General features: G+C 36.2%; 18 protein-coding genes. 11 read left to right on the top strand and 7 right to left on the bottom strand.

Features of this window, described 5'->3' with window-relative positions; translation table 11 throughout:
* Positions 1-52 precede the first annotated feature (52 nt).
* From M2265_RS06165 to M2265_RS06135, 7 genes are all read right to left on the bottom strand, one after another.
* Positions 53-1,393 (bottom strand): PepSY-associated TM helix domain-containing protein, encoded by a 1,341-nt coding sequence (locus tag M2265_RS06165; RefSeq protein ID WP_132771421.1) that lies wholly within the window; start codon positions 1,391-1,393, stop codon positions 53-55.
* Positions 1,394-1,400: 7 nt separating this feature from the next.
* Entirely contained in the window at positions 1,401-2,099 is a 699-nt protein-coding gene (locus M2265_RS06160; RefSeq protein WP_132771422.1) for a DUF4198 domain-containing protein, read from the bottom strand.
* 85 nt (positions 2,100-2,184) lie between these two features.
* Positions 2,185-3,408 carry a hypothetical protein gene (locus M2265_RS06155; RefSeq protein WP_132771423.1) on the bottom strand — a complete coding sequence of 408 codons (1,224 nt, stop codon included), beginning with the start codon at positions 3,406-3,408 and terminating at the stop codon, positions 2,185-2,187.
* Positions 3,409-3,430: 22 nt separating this feature from the next.
* Positions 3,431-5,854, bottom strand: a complete 2,424-nt coding sequence (locus tag M2265_RS06150; protein WP_132771424.1) for a TonB-dependent receptor — start codon at positions 5,852-5,854, stop codon at positions 3,431-3,433.
* Between the two features lie 133 nt (positions 5,855-5,987).
* Positions 5,988-7,187, bottom strand: coding sequence for a hypothetical protein (locus M2265_RS06145; RefSeq protein ID WP_132771425.1), 1,200 nt, complete (start codon positions 7,185-7,187; stop codon positions 5,988-5,990).
* Between the two features lie 9 nt (positions 7,188-7,196).
* Positions 7,197-7,799: a hypothetical protein gene (locus tag M2265_RS06140; RefSeq protein ID WP_132771426.1), complete on the bottom strand. Its 603-nt coding sequence runs from the start codon at positions 7,797-7,799 to the stop codon at positions 7,197-7,199.
* Between the two features lie 21 nt (positions 7,800-7,820).
* Positions 7,821-8,393, bottom strand: coding sequence for an RNA polymerase sigma-70 factor (locus tag M2265_RS06135; protein ID WP_243655449.1), 573 nt, complete (start codon positions 8,391-8,393; stop codon positions 7,821-7,823).
* A gap of 824 nt (positions 8,394-9,217) precedes the next feature.
* Here M2265_RS06135 and M2265_RS06130 point away from each other — a divergent pair.
* The 11 genes from M2265_RS06130 (at position 9,218) to M2265_RS06080 (ending at position 20,344) form a co-directional block, all read left to right on the top strand.
* Complete coding sequence (locus M2265_RS06130; RefSeq protein ID WP_132771427.1) at positions 9,218-10,138, top strand: ABC transporter ATP-binding protein; 921 nt, start codon at positions 9,218-9,220, stop codon at positions 10,136-10,138.
* Positions 10,135-11,700 carry an ABC transporter permease/substrate-binding protein gene (locus tag M2265_RS06125; protein WP_132771428.1) on the top strand — a complete coding sequence of 522 codons (1,566 nt, stop codon included), beginning with the start codon at positions 10,135-10,137 and terminating at the stop codon, positions 11,698-11,700. The genes M2265_RS06130 and M2265_RS06125 overlap by 4 nt, the downstream gene beginning before the upstream one ends.
* Before the next feature lie 15 nt (positions 11,701-11,715).
* Positions 11,716-11,907, top strand: a complete 192-nt coding sequence (locus M2265_RS06120) for a hypothetical protein (protein WP_132771429.1) — start codon at positions 11,716-11,718, stop codon at positions 11,905-11,907.
* 359 nt (positions 11,908-12,266) lie between these two features.
* On the top strand, positions 12,267-13,307 hold the full coding sequence (locus M2265_RS06115; RefSeq protein ID WP_132771430.1) for a helix-turn-helix domain-containing protein: 1,041 nt from the start codon (positions 12,267-12,269) through the stop codon (positions 13,305-13,307).
* 99 nt (positions 13,308-13,406) lie between these two features.
* Positions 13,407-14,261 (top strand): serine hydrolase domain-containing protein, encoded by an 855-nt coding sequence (locus M2265_RS06110; RefSeq protein WP_132771431.1) that lies wholly within the window; start codon positions 13,407-13,409, stop codon positions 14,259-14,261.
* A gap of 429 nt (positions 14,262-14,690) precedes the next feature.
* On the top strand, positions 14,691-15,056 hold the full coding sequence (locus tag M2265_RS06105; protein ID WP_243655450.1) for a hypothetical protein: 366 nt from the start codon (positions 14,691-14,693) through the stop codon (positions 15,054-15,056).
* 571 nt (positions 15,057-15,627) lie between these two features.
* A complete protein-coding gene (locus M2265_RS06100) occupies positions 15,628-16,437 on the top strand; it encodes a ribose-phosphate pyrophosphokinase (protein WP_132771432.1) in 810 nt (269 codons plus the stop codon).
* A complete protein-coding gene (locus M2265_RS06095; protein ID WP_132771433.1) occupies positions 16,430-17,938 on the top strand; it encodes a nicotinate phosphoribosyltransferase in 1,509 nt (502 codons plus the stop codon). The genes M2265_RS06100 and M2265_RS06095 overlap by 8 nt, the downstream gene beginning before the upstream one ends.
* Positions 17,928-18,710, top strand: coding sequence for an NAD(+) synthase (nadE, locus tag M2265_RS06090; RefSeq protein WP_132771434.1), 783 nt, complete (start codon positions 17,928-17,930; stop codon positions 18,708-18,710). Before M2265_RS06095 ends, nadE begins: the two co-directional genes overlap by 11 nt.
* Positions 18,711-18,722: 12 nt before the next feature.
* A complete protein-coding gene (locus tag M2265_RS06085; RefSeq protein WP_132771435.1) occupies positions 18,723-19,637 on the top strand; it encodes a hypothetical protein in 915 nt (304 codons plus the stop codon).
* A 2-nt stretch (positions 19,638-19,639) separates the two neighbouring features.
* Entirely contained in the window at positions 19,640-20,344 is a 705-nt protein-coding gene (locus M2265_RS06080) for an NUDIX hydrolase (RefSeq protein WP_132771436.1), read from the top strand.
* Positions 20,345-20,546: the final 202 nt, after the last annotated feature.

The following is a 20,546-nucleotide window of genomic DNA, read 5'->3' as shown; positions in this document are numbered from 1 at the left end:
TCTAAAGAAAGAACCCTCTTAAGCATAAATTAAATAGTGATGATTAGGAAGCCTATGTTTTGGTGGTTTTTGGCCGAAAACGTATTGACTTTTTTCTAATCGTTGCATCTGCTTCCGTATTTTGAACCTGCATAGCGTCATGGGCAACTGTTCCTTTTAAAGGTTTATTACGCCCTTTTTTCTTTCCCCATTTCCGGTTGTACCAGATTATAAAACCTGTAATAGGTAAGGAGCCAGCGATGAAGGTCAGAATAAATGCTAACACTTTCGTGGGAAACCCCCAGATGGAACCAACATGGATATCATAATTGAGTCTTCTAAATTTTTCACCTGCATGGAGTTCATAAAAATCCTTATTAAATAGCGAAATATTGTTCGGTAAAAATGTGCCCGTATACTGGTCGAATGAATAATAGCGATTGTTGTACTGCCTATCCATATCATTTCTAATGTATACTGAAATCGTGGCATCTTTTTTTAAGGTATCCGGATAGGTGATTGTCAAATAATGTGGATCTTTATATTGCGTAAGTATAGTTCGGATTTCTCGATCAAAAGCTTTTGGAAAGTGCGCCAATTGATCAATCTTCGTTGAATCTGAATGAACAGATGTCCGTTCGGCTAAAGGCTTTCCCCAGTTTGTAGACCAATATAGTGCTCTATTGAACCATTCTAGACCATAATACATACCGGTTACAGCCACTAATAGAACCAAAAGGAAAGAATAAAAACCAACTACATTATGGAGATCCAAGTTGACTCTTTTCCAGCCGGCCTTCCACTTGATCCGGAAGCTTTTCTCACGTGTGGATTTTGTCCATTTTTTTGGATACCACCACACCAATCCGGTGATTAACGTCAGACAGAATATCAGCGTCGCATAATTGACAATTGGACGTCCAATATCTCTCGGTAGCCAGAGAAATCGGTGTCCACTGAGTGTCCAAGCAAAAAAGCTATTTAATTTTTTTCTTAACTGTGCTTCTTCCGAATTATCCTCCATTTGCAGGCCTAAGTATTTACCAGTGTAAGGGTGTAATAAGTGCACCTGCGGTTGTGTTTTTTTAGTATCGTCTTTGTCTTTTACATGAATGGTAAAGGAAACGGGGTGATCTCTTGTATAAGTAATACCTCGTACAACAGTATTTGGATAGAGTGAGTCCGCAAGACTAAAAATGCGCGATGGAGCAATTAACGATTGGCTGGAAGCAAGGATATATTGTCTTTCTTTTTTCGGAATGGCAAGATCTGTGATTTCATGATTGAAAACCCAGAGGCAAGCCATCAAGCAGATGACAAAGACAATAATCCCGGAAATTAATCCCAGCCAAAGATGTAGCCAATTATTAACCAATCGAAATATCGATGTGTTTTTCCTCTTTCTTACAGCCATCCTCAATTTATTTTACAGCAAAGCTCATCGAACTCGTTCGGCTGTACTCTTCAAAATCCTGTCCTGTTACTTTTTCTCTTTTAGAGACTTCAGCATAATATTTGCCTTTCCATTCGGGAGTAAATTTGACTCGACCTTGCTCATCTGTTTCCAACCATTTAATCCAGCCACTAGGTGCAATGATTTGAACCGCGGTATTGGATGCAGGCTTGCCTTTTTGGAATAAAGTCAGAGTGACTTCTTTTTTATTTTTAAATGCAGTTTGTTCAGCGAAGACAAATAACTCATTATCAAGGTGCGTTGCTGTATTGCCAATGGTGGAATTTCCGACTTGAATGGTTGCTATTGCATTGATCTGATATTGTGTTTTAGCGCCTTCCTTCCTTTCAGTATCTCTTTTTAGAGAAACATGATACATGCCGTCTTGGTCAGGAATGAATGACGTCAAAAGGTGATCATCCTTTGCGGTAGTGGTTAAAGACGAGGTGCTGCCATCCGGTTTAATCAGTGTCAATGTAATTTCCATACCTGCTTTGTACCACCACCATTTGGAGATGACTTCATGTTCATCAGGTTCGCCATAGACTATTTTTATAGCGTGGGATTTTCCTTGAATGCCCTTTAGTGAGGTTTCAATAAATACCGCATGTGCCGAAGCCGATAGAACGATAAAAAAGGAGAGGAGTGTGAATATTAATTTTTTCATATAGTTTAACTTTCGGGTTTTTGAATAGAGAAATACCGAGCCGGAATGTGATACCTCCTCGGTATTTCTTAAAAGTTGTTTAATTTTATTTGAGTTTATTCAGATGATAAACTTGCGTAATTCCCGGGTCGATCTCGGCGCCACGTTTTACGGAATTATTAGCCGGATCGTATTCATATACAAACCATTTCGCTTCGTCTGTTTTGAATACATCGTACAGTTTACCATTCTCCATAAAATTCATTGTTGTTTTTGATTCACCGCCACCAACTAGAATTCTTAGATCCGCAATAACTTTTTTGTTTGAAGGATCTATGACATATGGACTGATATAAACTTTACCGTTTCCTAATTTTTGTACCTGTGCAGTACTATTTTTGAATACGTTATAATCTTTTAAATCAAAGAAATAAGTTGGATCGAAGGTCGTTTCGCCCGATTTAATACGTAAAAGAGCATAGGTAGCCGCATTGGTTTTTTTAGTTACGATATACAGGTCGTTATTGTCGTCTGTGAAAGACAGTGTTTGTACCTCCCAGTGTCCAGCGGTAAAGCCACCGCGTCCATCTTTTATAATTTTACCATTGGCCAAACTTGGGTAATCGCAAACATACATGTATGCTGTATCGATGATATCCTGACGTGTCTCATTACTTCTATATTTGTGACCAACAAATAATTTGTCACCTCTTTGCGTGAAGCTTGTCGGTACGATATAGGGGTTATGATCTTTTCCTTCTGGAGTTTTAGGATTAAATTTGATCATTGGTATTTCCACACCAACTGTCTTATTGATGGTCATGTTGTTGACATTCATAAAGTAGATGGGTTGTTCCAGTACATTTTTCTCTTTATTCGTAACACCGGCCGTTTTAGTGACGACCATTTCATCTTTTGTACTGATATTTTTTAAAACTTTTCCTAAATAAAAATTTCCAGGGAAGGCATAGTTATTGGTCTCTTTCCAGGATTTGCTATTTAGGATTTCAAATTGACTAAACCTTGTACCATCATTGGATATATAGTATTTCCCTTCATAGGCATAGGCGTAAATAGCATAAAAAGATGCGGGAAGGTGAGACGTAATATCGATTCCTTGATTGTTGTTGGGAGTCAATAGAGTATCTTTCATCAAATTGTCTGCAGTGAGCAGGTAGGAAGAACCCGATGCGGTCGTCACCCATACACTATATAAGCTATTTGAATTCTGTGTTGGCTTTTCAGGGCTGTTGATTTCAGGAGACTTCTTACAAGAAGAAAATAATACTGTCGCAGCGAATATTGCGATGGCGAATTTGTTGATTTTCATAAAAAATATGTATTTATTGTTTTTACATGATTGATAATCTCAGCTTGACATAAAATGCACGTCCAGGCTTTTGGAGGCGAAAATTGTCGTATGCTCTTTCATCGGTCAGGTTTCTGCCTTCAAAGGATACGTTGTATTTATTACGATCCCAAGCATAGCTAAGTACAGCGGAATGGATATTTTGAGACGGAATATGATCTTTGGATTCAAAAGAACCGAGGTATGCTTCTGTAAGGTAAAACCAGTGGGAATATTGATGTAAATAGGATAATTGTATTCTGCTTCCTTTTTGAAACCAGTTATTCTGGATAAGGCTTACATCTACGTTTCCATAGATCCATGGACGATTGGCAAGTTGGTGGCCATAATTTAAGCTGACCTGTTGATTACCGGAATCATCTGTGTATTTTGCATTGTCGATGGCTTTATCGTAAGAGCCATTGAGCGTAATAGCAAAAAGATCCTTAAATCCATATTTCACTTCAGCTTCAAAGCCATAGAGCTTGACACCATCAACGTTGTAATATTGAAAATAATCGTTTCCATTCTGTGTAACGGCGCGGGTGTTAATATAATGATCTGCTAATCTGTAGAAACCCGTTACATCTACATTGATAAAATGATCCTGGTTGATGAAAGTATTGTAGTAAAATCCGGTGTTGATATTATCGCTGCGTTCAGGTTTTAAATCCCAATTGGACGTAATATTTTGGCCGTCGCCAAAAAGGCCCGTCATGGATGGTAAGTTATATGCTCTTTCATACGACAGCTTCCATCCACCATCTTTTGTGATTCTATACCTTGAGGCAATACTCATGCTATAATAACTGCCTTGTTTTTTTTGATGAATGATGTCTCCACTTAGCAACTCGTTATTTGCATCAAATTTTCGTTCATCAATATCTTTGGATGCATCTAATCGATAATATTTTATCGCTAAAACATTTGATAATCGTTTATCAAACCATTGGTTTTGCCATGATAAACCTAAAATATGTCTTCCCAAATAGGATGGTAATCCAGATCGGTCGTAGTTCCCGATTCTATCATATTCTTTTTGGTTGTTGCTGTTAAAGTTGTAGTTGAAGTTTAAACTTTGATTACGGGCTTCATCAAAATCGTAGTTTAAATTGACCCGCGCTAAGTAATTCGACAAATTATACTTTACATCTTTCTGCGGGTTGGGCGTTGTACCGATTTGATTTGATATCCAACCTCCAGACCAGTCGTAATTATACAATGCGGTATCTCTTACATATCGAGTGTCGTAACTATAACTTGTGAAAACGTCGGCGTAAAGACGGTTTATAACGAAATTGTTTTTTTTGTAACTCAGGGTTGGCATCAAATAGTTACTTTCAGACCATGATCCGCCATACACCTTGTTAATGGAAGCTCCTAGTTGGTTCTCTTTATGATTTTGGGAATAAGTCAGACCTGCATAAAATTGATCAGCCCAAGATACATCCCTGAAACCAGCTTCTAACTGTCCCATGGCAGAAGTGTAAGCATCGTTAAATCGCTTGACTTTAGGCACGGGAACAAATTTATTATCGACAGTCTTTTCTAAAATAACATTGTACTTTTCTGCTGTGTACATGGTATAATCATTGTCAGAATGATTGTAAAATGCATTCATTCGGAGTGATAGTTTGCTTTTCGGATTGGTAAATGTACCCACTACTGCGGCTTGATGCGTATTGAAGGAGCCAAGCGAATAACTGAGGTCCAAATAAGGTCTTGCGCGACGTTTGGTAATGATATTGACGGCACCGCCTAAGGCATCAGAACCTAAAAATGCAGGTACTACACCCTTATAAACTTCAACACGGTCTATAAGATTGACGGGGATATTATTTAAAGACATTGATGTACCAAAGTTCTCCATGGGGACACCGTCGATGTAAATTTTTGCATCTAATCCATTGATCCGAAATATAAAATTGGATCCCAATCCACCATCTTCACGTATCGTTACTCCAGTGGCTCTTTTCAAAACTTGGGTTAAATTTGCGGCTTCATTGGCATGCTTGTTCATATCAATGACGCTCACATTGAATCCTGAACGCTTTATCGATGCTACTTGATGCTCATTTTCAGTTTTTCCACGTGCGGATATAGTAACTTCATCGATATAATTGTGATCTTCTTTAAGCTGAAAATCCTGTATTAATTTATTGTCTAAGGTTCTTTCTTGAGGTCTATATCCAACTGCGGTCACGCGTATAATGGCTTCATTAGATACTGTTGTCTGTAATTTATAATATCCGTCTACATCTGACGAGGTACCCATGGGTTGATCTTTAAGAAGTATGGTGGCTCCTACAATCGGTTTTCCAAAGTTATCTTTGACAAAACCTGAAATAGCATTCTTTTTGGAGGTTTGTGCCTGAGTAAATACAGTAAAAATGAATAACAGTACAAAAGTAGATGTTGACTTCAACATTTTATTTAGATTAAGTATATATAAGAGGGTTGCCTATACTTATCAATTACCGAATGTTGATATTCGTTATTTTTTTAAAAAATATACAAGTGGTTGATTATGAGGTTTATTTTTTTAATACGGAAATGTATTATTACTTCAAATAATTCATACGGACGGTAAAGTTCGTCGTATTTGGAAGTTTGATACCTTTCGAAATTTCTTTTGTCTGCAGGTTATATTTCCAAACGCGATGTTCGTCATTTGAATCATCTATGGCTATATATACGAATTTTTTGTCAGTCCAGACATTTTCTTTCTGCGTACCTTTATCCAATGGAAGGTCGATTTTCTCAATGGAACCGGATTTTAAATCCACTAATCGATATTCAAACTGATAGACAGCATGAAAATTAGAGAAATCTGTATACAGTTTCTTTTGCTCATTACGGATAATAGCCCTTCCATTGCCAACGTACCATATCCCGTAAGCGTGATTTCCGATTATCTTCGAAATATTGATCATATAGTCTTGATCGACTAGCTGCTGCCCTTTATTTTTTCTGAAGATAGCTGTTGGTAAATTGGGGTTATTACCTAGGGCTATACCCGGGTTAGTCATAAAATAGTAATCACCCTGTTCATCTTTAAAACTATAGGATTGTATGATATTGAAGCCTCCAGGATAAGTTGAACGGGTTTCTTTCTGAATATTTACAAGTTTAAAGCTGTCGTATTTTATGGTTGCGTAATAGGTTGTATCGGAGGTTGTATGTCCGTATTTTCCAGTAGCTTTAAAAAAGGAGTAGGCTAACCAAAGAGCTTCATTTTCAACATCGACAAGACCGAGATGTAGTGACTTGTATTCTTCTGTCGCAAAAGGTAAGACAAGTGTATCTTCTTTTATGATTTTCATAGCGGCAACATCGATCTGATAGACGTGGGCTTGAGATTTTTTTTCCGCAAGATCTTCTCTGCAAACTGCAATTAGATTATTATTATCTTTCCATGTTATGGTTTCAAAATCACTGTTCTTTAATGGTAGGCTGTCTATAATAACTAAGGATGAACCCTGCAATTGATATTTAGTAAAAACACTTGTTCTACTTGATAATCGATAAAAGAAGCCGTTTTTATAAATATATTCTCGCTCTTGTATACGGGCGGTAGAAAGTTGGATTTGAAGAGTTAGGCTATCTGTATCATCTAAATTTTCAGAAAACAAAAAGCTTGTTGGACTTTCATCTTTGTTGAACAGGCAAAAGACAAAATTGGGATCTATATTTTTTTCAGGAGTTTGTTTACAAGAAAAAATGAAAGTTACAAGGAAAAACAACACTAGTAATCGCTTCATGCTTGTGTATTAAATGCTTAGAAATTGTTCTCTGATTTTAATTTGCATATTTGATGGTAAAAAAGCCAGATCACTTTTTTGAAACGCCACGATTTTACCAAAATCTGGAGAATCAGACACAAAATATTCTCTTCCAGCTTTAAATACTAACATATTATGATTACTGTCCAGTAGTTCGAAATCTCTTTTAGGTTTTAAGATAAAGTCTCCCGAAAAAGTCAGTGTTCTATTGACGAGATTAATATTAGCGGTACTATTCTTACTTAACTGCACATCGTAATGGTCTTCGATAAAGAACTTACTATTTTCAACAGATGTATTTGTAAAAGTATGATTATCCAAAGAAGGGTGGGTAAGATAAAAAATAGAACAACCCAACGCAAAAACGACCGCCGCCGCTGCTGCAATTTTTCCCCACTTTATTTTCCTGTTTAAAGTAGCATCTGTAATGATTTTATCCCATATCGCAGATCCAACTTCTTCATTTGCATGATTGCTTTCCGAGATGCTATCCCAGGAATCATTATTCAACCATTTTTCGACTAAATGCTTGTCCGCCTCTGAACATTGCCCAGAAGCATATTTTTTTAGTATTTCTTGGTTGATTTCCATTTTTTGATAATCCGAATACATTCAAAAGTACAAAAAAGAAATTAATAGAAATCGAGCAATGTTGATATTGCAATATTTTTTAAGTCTGATCTTAATAACAGCTAATGCCCTGCTGATATGATATTCGACCGCCCGTTCTGAAATTAATAAGTTATTTGCTATTTCTTTATTGGTCAATCCTTCGTCGCGACTCAGTTTATAAACATTTTTGCATTGCGTTGGCAATGAGTCCACCGCATTATCTAAATGATTTTTAAGTTCTTTGTAATACAGATTATTATCCTCGTACAATTCACTTTTACTGTTTGAAATCAAGTCATGATGCCGCTCCTTATTCCCTTTATTTCTTAGAAATTCCAGCGATTTTAATTTTACTGAACGCAATAGATAGCGTTCGGCATCTTGCAATTGAAGATGCTGCCTTCTTTCCCACAGTGATTTAAAAACCTCCTGAACGATCTCCTTGGCATCATCCTCGTCTCCAAGGCTTTTGAGGGCAAATGAATACATCCTCTTCCAATACAATTGGAACAACTCTTCAAAACGTCTTTTGTTAATCTCTATTTTATGTACTGAGGTATTCAAAGCGTTCAAATATACGTTCTATTTAGACTTATTACAAATAGAAGTCTATGCTTTGTTGAAGTAATTTTGCATTATCGGCTTTGATTATTATCAAACGTTCTGAATTATAGTGATTAATTCTATTCCCTCGGACAAGAGTAGAACAATGTATTTACCATTATGTTGGTTATGAAAGCAGGATAGTAGTTGTTTACATTTGACTTTACCCAAAAAGTACAGACATCGGAAATTAAAATTAATAACCGTTCAGAGGCCATCTTGTTTTTGAAAAAATAAAAAGGTGAGCAGTTGAACTGTAAAATAAATACCATCATTGTTCAGCAATCAGCTGATTATATGGCAGCCATACTAATCATGCTGTTTTGATGACTTTACCAAGACCGACCATGCGACTTTAGTCAATAATAGCGATAACAGGAGAGTATCTTACTGTTAATTCTTATAAGTAAATAAATTTTGAATTCATATGTTTAGGTAAGACAATATGTTGAGATGTGGCTTTTATGTTATATAAAAACATTATGAAATTATCATAGTAAAAGTGATAAAATATATGTAAATTGTTATATAATAGATTATTTGATCCTAACTGTTTTAATAATGAAGTTAAAATTTGTAATCCTTATTTTATTAATTAATGCTTTATCATCGGTATATTGTCGAGATTTTTCGGCGTTTAGAAAAGATTTTGAATCTGCGCTAGATAAATCATTAATAAGATGAACTTCTGAAATCACATCACGAGGAAACAGCAGTAATAATAAATTGAAAGTTTTTCCAAACCAGTCTGAAATGACAGTTCACAGACATACAACTAATTCAGTAATGTACCTATGATTACAGTAGAATCGGTTTCAAAGAGCTTTAACGGAAAGCCTGCCGTTGATCAAATTTCTTTTCAGGCTTATGATCATGAGATTCTGGTGCTTCTAGGAACGAGTGGTTGCGGAAAAACAACAACGCTAAAAATGATCAACCGCCTTATAGAGGCCGATTCGGGAGATATCTTAATTAATGGTCAGAATATCCGTGATCGGAAAATTGAAGATTTAAGGATGGGAATAGGTTTTGTTATGCAGCATTCCGGGCTCTTTCCTCATTATACCGTTCAACAGAATATTGCTATTGTCCCCAAATTATTAAAATGGGATAAAAGAAAGATCCAAAATCGAATGGCGGAGCTTTTATATAAACTTCATCTTTCCGAAGACATGCTTTCACGGTTTCCCGGCGAACTGAGTGGTGGACAGCAGCAAAGAGTAGGAATTGCCCGAGCACTCATCGCAAATACTCCTGTTTTGCTTATGGATGAACCTTTCGGAGCTTTAGATAATATTACAAAAGCCGATATTCATGCAGCATTTAAATCCCTAGAAGAACTTAAGAATAAAACTATTATTCTAGTGACGCATGATGTACAGGAAGCATTTGAATTAGGACATCGAATATGTCTGATGGATAAAGGGAAAATTATTCAGACAGGAACCCCAAAAGAAATGCTGTATCATTCAAGAAATGACTTTGTTCATGATTTTTTTGCTGAAAACCATCTTTTATTGGAATACAAAATAGCCACTTTAAAAGATGTTTTAGGCTATATGGAACCTGAAAATAGATTAGAAGAGTTCGATTTCAAAGAAACGACAACCGTCTGGAATGCCCTACAAAAATTAAGTTCAGATTATAAAAACACCGGACATTATGAAAATCTGATCAAGGGGTTTAATGATTATAGAAAATTACAGATCGTATGACGCAGCAAAGTCTCTGGCAGTTTATTATGGAGCAGCATGAAAAACTGCTAACACAGATTATACAGCATCTTGGGTTGACTTTTCTTTCATTGCTTCTGGCTATTGTTATCGGTGTGCCCTTAGGAATATTAATTGCCCGCAAAAAGAAATTATCAACTCCTGTTCTCGGAATGGCAGGAGTTTTACAGACAATTCCAAGTATTGCCTTATTGGGCTTCATGATTCCTATTTTTGGAATCGGTGCAAAACCAGCCATTATTGCCTTACTGATTTACGCGCTTTTGCCCATTATCCGTAATACATATACAGGAATCACAACGGTAAGCCCGATTGTTGTTGAAGCTGCAAAAGCTTTGGGAATGAATAAAAGTAAGCTTCTTTTTAAGGTAGAATTTCCGTTGGCAATGCCTGTAATTATTGCAGGAATAAGAACTGCTGCGGTTATTAATGTCGGAGTTGCGACTCTGGCTTCATTTGTTGCCGCAGGAGGTCTTGGTGAATTTATCTTTGGCGGAATATCGCTTAATAATACCAATATGATCTTATCTGGTGCAATTCCTGCAGCCCTAATGGCGGTTATACTAGATCAGGCAATTGCTGTTGTACAAAAATTCGGATATAGAATCTTTCATAAGTTAAAATATATCATTCCTGCATCACTTATCATGGTGGGAGTGGTCTATGGAGTTACTTCTATTTCCCATCAAAAAATTACAGCCGGTTTTACGCCGGAATTTATGGGAAGACAGGATGGAGATCTTGGTTTGCGTTCTGTTTACGAACTTAATGTAAATCCTGTCGTTGTAAGTGATGCCATTATGTATAAAGCAGCTTATGAAGAAGAACTCGATCTGATTAGTGGATATTCTACTGACGGAAGAATTAAGGCTTTCGATCTATATGTTCTGGAAGATGACAAAAAGATATTTCCGCCTTATTATGCAGCTCCAATTATTAAATCAAAAACATTGGAGAAGTTTCCGAAACTTGAAGAAACACTCAATCTCTTGGCCGGAAAATTTAATGATTCTATTATGACGGATCTGAATTACAAATCCGATTATCTGAATCAAACTCCTGAAAAAATTGCGAAAGATTTTTTAATTAAAAATAAGTTATATAAAAAATCAAACCGTGGAAATGCGGGAACAGTGCGCATTGGCTCGAAGATATTTGGCGAGCAGTATGTTCTTGCCGAAATGTATAAAATGCTGATAGAAGGCTATACGAATTATAGGGTGCAGACCAAAACAGGACTGGGAGGAACCAAGATCTGTTTTGATGCATTGATGAACGATGCAATAGATTTTTATCCTGAATATACGGGAACCGGGTTGTTGGTATTGTTAAAGCCCTCAAATGGAGATCTAAAAAAGGTTACAAAAAGTCCAGAAGAAACCTATCAATACGTCAATTCTGAATTTCAGAAACAGTATGGAATTCAATGGATGAAGCCATTAGGATTTAACAATTCTTACGCATTAATGATGCGCAGAAAACATGCTGTTGAACTCCAGATAAAGAGCATATCCGATCTTAAAAAATATTTTGATAAAGAATAATATGAATAAAACAATTTGAAAGATACATTTTTTTTTCAACTCTATGATCCCAGTAATGATCTGTCTGATCATCACATGGAAAATCCTCAAACAGATAGCGCGCTATTGAATGTTCCTTTTTTTGCTTTCTACCGCAATAAAAAAGGAAAAACTGCCTTACTCTATCTTAAAGATAAGTTCAAAATCAGCAGCATTGCTTCTTTATGAGAGAATGGTTTTGATTTTTTGAAACATTCTCTAGTATTAGTTTGTGAATCGATTTTGAAAAAATGGTATAAAAGTTTTAACTGCAAACTCGTAAAATCCTCTTTTATCTACACCTTATTCGGATGTATGTTTTTATTCTTAAATATATTGTTAATTGATTGATTTTTATAGTTTTTGGTCGTTGTGAGATCATGTTTCCAATTTTCTTTTGCTCAGAAAAATAACGTTTAGTTTATGAAAAATTTAATTACTGTACTGATATTTTTATGTAGTATTGTAAGAAAATTACTCGAACGTTTTTAGCGCGTAAATTGAGGCCAATTGTAAACAATTCCAAAAGAAAGCATATTTTTAAATTAATGAATATTCACAATCAACTATTATTTTTTCTAAGTGCTTTAGGTGTTTTTAATAGTCTTGTTTTGGGCTTTTATTTCTTATTTTTAAAAAGAAACAAAGTTGTATCCGATTTATTTTTAGGGCTTCTATTATTATCGCTAAGTACACGAATCGGAAAATCTATATTTTACAATTTTAATCCACAGTTATCAAAAACGTATTTACAAATAGGTTTGTCGGCTTGTGTTTTAATTGGTCCTTTATTGTACTTTTTTGTTAAATCAATATTGCAAAAGCTTAATTATTCTTTTGCAAAATATAGTCTCATTTTTATAGTAATAGCTGTAGCTGTTTTTGGATTCCTTTTCCCATACAAGGATAATTCTGAGGTATGGAGAGGAATAATTTATTATTCTATAAATATTCAGTGGTTTATTTTTATTGTATTATCCATTTACGAGGCTAGACAAATTTTCAGGAAGTTAGTGACCAATCGCCACCAGATTAGTTATGAAGAAACTTGGATATTATCAATTATTTGTGGTGTTTTTGCAATTTGGCTTTCCTATTCTTTATCTAGATATACGTCGTATATTTCTGGTGCTTTGACCTTTTCCTTTAGCTTTTACATTTCGTTTATGATGATTTATTATGCAAAAAACAAAACATTAAATCCTGTCAGTAATAAGGAAAAATACATCAACAAAATAGATGAAAAGCTGGTAAAGGAAATTCAAGAAAAAATTAATATACTTTTTGAAACAAGAAAAATCTATACTAACCCTGATCTCACTTTATCAATTTTAGCAAAAGAATTAAATATTCGACCTCAATTACTATCACAATTAATTAATGATAATTTGAATAAAAGTTTTACTCAATTTATTAATGAATATCGAATTGATGAAGCAAAACGATTATTAATTGAAAGCCCTCAGTTGAAAATAGATGCTGTGGGTTTTGAATCTGGCTTTAATTCGAGCAGTACATTTTATAGTTCATTTAGAAAAATCACAGGAACTACGCCTTCAAATTATCAAAAACATAATTTTTACTCCTAAAATATACATCCGTACTTCATTATGATAAACTTGGACTGATTTGAAACTTAAGCAATATATTTTTGAGGAACATTTTTAAATCATTAAAATCCAAAGCTTATGAGAAAAATCTTTTTCGCAATTTTATTTGTAATCCTATCAAATGGATCTTTTGCACAATCAGAACAGTCTCTCATTGAAAATTGTATTCAGAACTATATTAATGTTACATCTTATAATAAACCTGAAAGTATTGGTAAGGCTTTTTATGCAGAAGCCAATCTTTTTTTAAGCCACAAAGAAAAACCTTTGTGGATAGCTCCAATTTCAGAATATGTCAACTGGTTTCAAAATGGGAATAAAGGCAAATATTGTATATCAAGCAATTTGTCAGCACAAACAAATTCAGCTGCAGAAAAGAAAATTGATTCCTTATTTTCTCAATACAATTCAAAAACTGCCGGTGTTGCAGTAGGTATTGTACAAGACGGAAAACTTATTTTCGAAAAAGGCTATGGGACCGCTAACCTTGAATATGATATTCCGATTACTTCAAAAACGATTTTTAATATAGGTTCTGTTTCTAAACAATTTACCACCTTTTCAATTTATTTATTAGAGAAACAAGGTAAAATCTCGTTGGATGATGATATAAGAAAATACATTCCCGAATTGCCGATTTATGAAAAAATAATAACAATTAAACATTTATGCTCTCACACAAGTGGATTAAAAGATCAATGGGCATTGTTAACATTAGCAGGTTGGAGAATGGATGATGTCATTACTACCGAACAAGTAATGAAAATAATAACGACACAAAAAGAACTGAATTTTTCACCTGGAAGTCAATTTAAGTATAGTAATACAGGATTTACATTGCTTACTGAAATTGTAAAAAGAGTTTCGGGAAAAAGTTTCAGTCGGTTTGCGAAAGAAAATATTTTCAATCCACTAGGTATGGAAAATACCTAAATATATGATGATACCGAAAAAATAGTTAAAAATAGAGCTTATTCTTATGGAAGTGCAAACGGATTATACAGTAAAAGAAATCTTAACAGTTCTTCCGTAGGACCGACAAATGTTTATACAACTGTTGAAGATCTAGTTAAGTGGACTGCTAACTTTGAAAATCCTAAAGTAGGGGATGTTGATTTTATTAATCTTTTCAATGAAAAATCACTGTTAGATAATGGCAAACCTGCTATTTTAGCAGTAAGAGATGGAGAAAATATTTACCATGCCAAAGGTCAGTTTATCCGAAACTACAAAGGTCTTAATGTCTATAATCATACAGGAAGCGATGCTGGTTTTAAATCTTATTTAGGTCGTTTTCAGGAGAATAAATTATCCATTATTCTTTTGAGTAATGATGAAGGTTTTGTTTCATATAAAGCAGGAATGGACATCGCAGAATTTTATTTATCGGACAAATTTAAAGAGAGATCGCCGATAATCGAGTCTCAAATTAGAGTTGAAGAAGCCCCGGTATATATTGCCGCAACGAATTTAAAAGGTTTTGAAGGTCAATTTCAGAACTCTGATTTGGCATCACTTTTCACATTGAAAGTCATCAATGGAAAGTTAACAATGTCACATAACAGATTGAGTGATGCTGTGCTAACACAAGTCGAAAAAGATAAATTTACAGGAGTCATTACTTTTGCCGTGGAAGTCAATTTTCACAGAAACAAAAAAAATGAAATAACGGGATTGAGTATTACTAATTTTGGGGCAACCAATGTCAACTTTATTAAGTTGAAATAACTACCTAAGACGCAGATTGTAACTTTTAACAAACCAACTTTGAAATGACCTGCTCTAGGGTTACATCATTTTCTGAAAAACTGATGTCGTAGTTTAAAATTTAGAATCAGTTATTGTGAGATTGATGATAGAGTCAAAATCAACATCGTTCTGGAGTTCTTTTATTCCTGGAAAAACAAAAAGGAGACTAGCTAAGCTGTAAACCAAGCACCACTATTGTACAGTAATCAAGTGACAATATGGTCGCTGAAGTAGCCATGAAGTGGGATGATTTTAGGCGAGGAGACATCGTAACATTGTTAATGACGGAGGTAGGTGGAAAGTATCTCAATCGATGAACGCATATAAGTAAATTACGTTTGAATGCATATATTTATTTTAAAGCTACATCAAGAGATGTGGCTTTTTTGTTTACAAAGCTATTATAATCAAAAATTATTTACGTTGTTTATCAGCTCTTTATATTTAGAATATTTTTTTTCTGAGTAAAAAATACTCAGAAACATTGTGTAAATAAAAATTAATACTCATATTTGTTGAGTAAAATATACTCAATAGTAAAAAGAGAGTTATGATCGTATTAAACACCCACACAATAATCACAGAACAGTTTCCTAATAAAGAAACCAAAGTGAAAGATTTTGATTCGTATATCTTAAAAGATAACTTCCTTCAGTTCACATATCAAGAGGATGGCGACCTCATCAAACTTTTATTTGTTAAGAAAAGGCTTGAACAGGAACAGGTAAACTGTAAGTTAGTGATCAATTACATGCCTTACAGCCGTATGGACCGTAAGATTGACGGTGATCTTTTCACCCTTCAATATATCTGCGAGTTTATCAATGACCTTAACTTTGAAAAGGTTTATGTAATCGAACCGCACTCTACCAAGACTACTGAACTGTTGCATCATAGTGAAGCCATTTATCCAGCATTAGATTGGTTGCCGTCCATCATAAATAAGCTTCAGTTTACAGATAGCGACCGTATCGTTTTTCCAGACAAAGGGGCAGCTTCACGGTATGAAAATGCAGGGTATGCTAATAGTTGCGTCTTTGACAAGACCCGTAATCCGCATACCGGACGTATTGAAAATATGATTCTTAAACAGGGCGATATACCACAAGGAGCAAAGTGCATCATCGTGGATGATCTTTGTTCCGCAGGTGGAACCTTCCTTTGGGCAGGGCAGATTTTGAAACAAATGGGAGCCAGTGAAGTTTATCTTCTTGTCACACATTGTGAACCCCGTGCATTATCCGGTAAATTGCTCGATCAAGATTCGCCTATTGACAAAGTCTTTACCAGCACATCAATGATGCATGAGACGCATCCCAAAATAGAATACATCACCATTAATCTCGAAAACTATGTTTAATCCGATTAGCAAAAATCCCATCCTTTGGACAGACGGTTACAAGTTATGCCACAAAGATCAATATCCGGCCAAAACCAATTGGGTATATGAAACCTGGACACCCCGTATGTCACGGATAGACGGTATTAGCCATGTCGTATTTTTCGGATTGCAGGGAGCGCTGGCAGAAATGACTCATGCCTTTGATCAGTATTTTTTCAAGCAACCGTTAGAAACAGTAGTGGCCGAATATGAAGAAGCTATCCAGCATGTTTTTGCAAATACCAATGCTAATTTTGCAGCTACTCACAGCTCAGCCCACATCAGTGCTTTACATCAACTAGGTTATCTGCCTATTAAAGTCAAAGCTATCAGGGAAGGAAGTTTAGTTCCTGTAGGTGTACCTATGTTCACGATCGAAAATACCCATCCTGAATTTTTCTGGTTGCCAGGGTACTTAGAAACCCAACTTTCCGCTTATATCTGGTCACCTATGACAGCAGCTACCATAGCAGACCAGTATAAAAGACTTTTGACCAACTATGCCGAGAAAACTGGAGATATTCAAAAAGTTCAGACCCAGGCAGGAGATTTTTCCATGCGTGGCATGGGGGCTCCCGAGACTGCCTATCGGACAGCAGGAGGGCATCTCTTGAGTTTTTCAGTATCAGCCACATTATCTGTAAGGAACTATCTTAAATGCTATTATGAGGCAACTAATGATGTTCTCATGTATACGCCATCAACAGAGCATAGTGTAATGTGTTCATATGGCGAAAAGGAAGTTGAAGCATTTCGCCATCTCATCACTGAAGTTTATCCAAGTGGTAATATTTCAATAGTATCCGATACCTACGACCTTTGGAACGTAGTAGACCAAGTTATACCGCAGTTAAAAGAACTGATCCTTGCCAGAGATGGAAAAGTTGTGATTCGTCCCGATAGCGGAGATCCGATCCATATTATCTGTGGCGATGAGGATTCCGATCGTGAAACCGTTCGTAAAGGAATTGTTGAACGCCTATTTGAAATCTTTGGTGGTACTGTCAATTCAAAAGGATACAAAGAATTAGACCCCCATATCGGTGTTGTTTATGGAGATTCTATTACGGTCGACCGTGCTGAAAAGATCTGCAACGGATTGATGAAAAAAGGTTTTGCTTCAACTAATACGGCTTTAGGAATAGGTTCGTACACTTATCAGTATGTAACTCGTGATACTTTCGGTTTCGCATTGAAAGGAACAGCAGAAGAAGTAGATGGACAATTTAAAGCCATTCAAAAACGACCTGCGACCGATACCGGAAACTTCAAAAAATCGCAGAAAGGTATGGTGGCAGTGATATTTGAAGACCATGATTATCGTTTGATCGATGATCTTAATCCAGAGACAGTAAAAGCATTAAAGGATCGAGATCTTTTGAAAGATTTTTATATCGATGGTGAATTCCTTTTCACCAATACATTTGACGAGATCAGAAATTTATTAAAACTAGAATCAAATCGCGTATATGGAAACTAAATTACAAAAGCCATTTGTTATCAATGATGACAATGTCGCACACTATGCAACTAAAATAGCAACATGGATCGCGCAACAGGTTACTGCTGCCAACCGTAAAGGAGTAGTTCTAGGTATGAGCGGAGGGATAGATTGTAGTGTTGTCGCTTGCCTGTGCCATCTGGGCAAAATCGATACGCATTTGGTTATGATGCCCTATGGCAATGATATGACCAATACCCGCAGTTCACAGCATGCATTGGAACTGATTCAGAAGTTCAATTTCGCACACCATACTTTTGATATCCAACCAGCCGTAGATGCCTTGAATATCACCAATGTGACTTTCTTAGGACAGGCAGCAACTGTCAATCGAGCCCTAAGTCAAGCCAATATACGTCCGCGTATTCGCATGACTTACCTTTATCAGTTAGCACAGCTTGGAAGCCGATTTGTGATCGGTACAGGTAATATGGCCGAGCGTACAGTGGGTTACTTTACCAAATGGGGCGATGGTGCAGCAGACCTTAATCCATTGGGTATGCTTACTAAGCAAGAAGTATATACATTAGCTAGATACCTCGGAGTACCCGATTCCATTATTGACAAGAAACCATCAGCAGGGCTTTGGGAAGGACAGACCGATGAGGATGAACTGGGTATGACATATGGTCAAATAGATGCATTTATATTAGCAGGAACCTCAGGGGATGAAAATATCGATAAGCTAATTGATCAGCGTATAGCCTTATCAGCGCATAAGTTTGCCGCAGTTCCAATTTTTAATGATTAACTTTTAAGTATCATGAATACCACGTATCAGCAAATTATCGATGTCAACCATATCGCTTCTTACAAAAGTGTAGAACATATACCCGATATACTGGCCCTTGGACGATCTGAAAATATTAATCCTGCTTCGCAGGATCAGAAAAGGAATCTATTATTAGCTATTGATGTGCAAAACGACTTTATGGAAAGTATCGGTAGTCTCGCTGTGCCGGGGTCTAAAGAAGATGTGCAGCGACTCACAAAATGGATGTATCATAATATAGCTTCACTGACTCAGATTATATGTAGCTTAGATTGTCATTCCCTGATGCAGGTTTTTCACCCAGTTTGGTGGATAGATCGCGAAGGCAACCATCCGTCACCATTTACCATTATTACTTACGAGGATGTTGTTCAAGGCATCTGGACAGCGGCCAATGGTGAACATGATCGCTCTATGGATTATCTCCATAATTTGGAAATTGAAAACAAAAAAAACTTGTGTATATGGCCATATCATTGTTTAGAAGGGACGGTAGGAGCAAAGCTCGAAAGCCAGTTCACCAAAATGCTCTACTTTCATGCGGCGGCTCGCAGCACAGCCCCGCGGTTAATTTACAAAGGGCAAAATCCCTATTCTGAGATGTATGGCATCATAAAAGCCGAGTACGACCCCGAGCATTATATCAATTTTGAAGTGCTAAATGCTGTAAGCCAGTATGACTCCATTTACATTGCCGGTCAGGCCTCCAGTCACTGTGTATTAGCCTCTGTCAATCAGATTTTGGAATATTTTGCAGACAATAGGGAGATCACGTCGCGTATCACAATACTAGAAGACTGTATGTCGCCAATTACCGGATTTGAAGACAGTACAAAACAACAGTTCGAAGCACTTCGGAAGCAATACAGTATTCATATTTGTAAATCAACTGATATTAATTTATAGTTATGACTAGCACAAAAAGAACTTTCACATATGAATACCCAAGACCAGCAGTCACAGTAGATTGTGTCATCTTCGGATTTGGTAACGGAGAACTCAAAGTGTTGCTTACGAAGCGTGGTATCGAACCTTTTTTAGGCCAATGGGCATTCCCGGGGGGATTTATTTTAGAACAAGAGACTGCTGATGAATGTGCCCGTCGGAAGCTGGCGGAAGAAGCAGGACTAGAAGATATCTATTTGGAGCAGCTGTATACTTTTTCAGATGTCGATAGAGATCCCCGTTTTAGGGTTATCAGCATTGCTTACTATGCCTTGGTCAAGTCTACCGATTATCTTATTGAGGCAGGTCTTGATATTGAAGAAGTAAAGTGGTTCAGTTTGGGCGAAGCCACGGCATTAGCTTTTGATCACGATCAGATTTTATCCGTTGCCATTGAGCGTCTGAAAGGAAAGATACGCTACCAGCCAGTAGGGTTTGAATTATTGCCCGAGCAATTCAAATTGCCAGAACTGCACAAGCTATATGAAACCATTCTGCAGAGAGCGATTGATCGGGGCAATTTCCGTAAAAAGATTTTGAGTATGGGATTGCTAGTTGATCATAGCGAAAAGCAGCCAGATCGCCATTCTCGTGCGGCCAAGATTTACAGCTTCGATAGAGACAAATACGAATCTCTGAAAGAATCAGGATTCTATTTTGAGCTTTAAAACATTCCAATTTTTTATGACAAATGTTGATTATTTGAACTAATACAGATGAAGTAATAGGGAGCTAAAAGCTTAGGAACATCAAATAGATCCTATAAAATATAGAAGGCCATTCTGTCGAGAGTGGCTTTCTATATTTATATCGATGCAGTTTGGGCTTTATCAAACCCGACCTTGTTACATTAGTCAATAATAGCGGTAG

The sequence above is a fragment of the Sphingobacterium kitahiroshimense genome (assembly GCF_025961315.1).
Taxonomy (GTDB): Bacteria; Bacteroidota; Bacteroidia; order Sphingobacteriales; family Sphingobacteriaceae; genus Sphingobacterium; species Sphingobacterium anhuiense.
This window is presented reverse-complemented; position numbering and strand designations above follow the sequence as displayed.

What these genes read in the sequence shown, in the direction of transcription:
- M2265_RS06145 (WP_132771425.1), bottom strand. Translation starts at nt 7,187, where the DNA reads ATGAAGCGATTACTAGTGTTGTTTTTCCTTGTAACTTTCATTTTTTCT.
- M2265_RS06140 (WP_132771426.1), bottom strand. Translation starts at nt 7,799, where the DNA reads ATGGAAATCAACCAAGAAATACTAAAAAAATATGCTTCTGGGCAATGT.
- M2265_RS06080 (WP_132771436.1), top strand. Translation starts at nt 19,640, where the DNA reads ATGACTAGCACAAAAAGAACTTTCACATATGAATACCCAAGACCAGCA.
- M2265_RS06165 (WP_132771421.1), bottom strand. Translation starts at nt 1,393, where the DNA reads ATGGCTGTAAGAAAGAGGAAAAACACATCGATATTTCGATTGGTTAAT.
- M2265_RS06095 (WP_132771433.1), top strand. Translation starts at nt 16,430, where the DNA reads ATGTTTAATCCGATTAGCAAAAATCCCATCCTTTGGACAGACGGTTAC.
- M2265_RS06160 (WP_132771422.1), bottom strand. Translation starts at nt 2,099, where the DNA reads ATGAAAAAATTAATATTCACACTCCTCTCCTTTTTTATCGTTCTATCG.
- M2265_RS06100 (WP_132771432.1), top strand. Translation starts at nt 15,628, where the DNA reads ATGATCGTATTAAACACCCACACAATAATCACAGAACAGTTTCCTAAT.
- M2265_RS06150 (WP_132771424.1), bottom strand. Translation starts at nt 5,854, where the DNA reads ATGTTGAAGTCAACATCTACTTTTGTACTGTTATTCATTTTTACTGTA.
- M2265_RS06110 (WP_132771431.1), top strand. Translation starts at nt 13,407, where the DNA reads ATGAGAAAAATCTTTTTCGCAATTTTATTTGTAATCCTATCAAATGGA.
- M2265_RS06125 (WP_132771428.1), top strand. Translation starts at nt 10,135, where the DNA reads ATGACGCAGCAAAGTCTCTGGCAGTTTATTATGGAGCAGCATGAAAAA.
- nadE (WP_132771434.1), top strand. Translation starts at nt 17,928, where the DNA reads ATGGAAACTAAATTACAAAAGCCATTTGTTATCAATGATGACAATGTC.
- M2265_RS06130 (WP_132771427.1), top strand. Translation starts at nt 9,218, where the DNA reads ATGATTACAGTAGAATCGGTTTCAAAGAGCTTTAACGGAAAGCCTGCC.
- M2265_RS06105 (WP_243655450.1), top strand. Translation starts at nt 14,691, where the DNA reads ATGGACATCGCAGAATTTTATTTATCGGACAAATTTAAAGAGAGATCG.
- M2265_RS06085 (WP_132771435.1), top strand. Translation starts at nt 18,723, where the DNA reads ATGAATACCACGTATCAGCAAATTATCGATGTCAACCATATCGCTTCT.
- M2265_RS06115 (WP_132771430.1), top strand. Translation starts at nt 12,267, where the DNA reads ATGAATATTCACAATCAACTATTATTTTTTCTAAGTGCTTTAGGTGTT.
- M2265_RS06155 (WP_132771423.1), bottom strand. Translation starts at nt 3,408, where the DNA reads ATGAAAATCAACAAATTCGCCATCGCAATATTCGCTGCGACAGTATTA.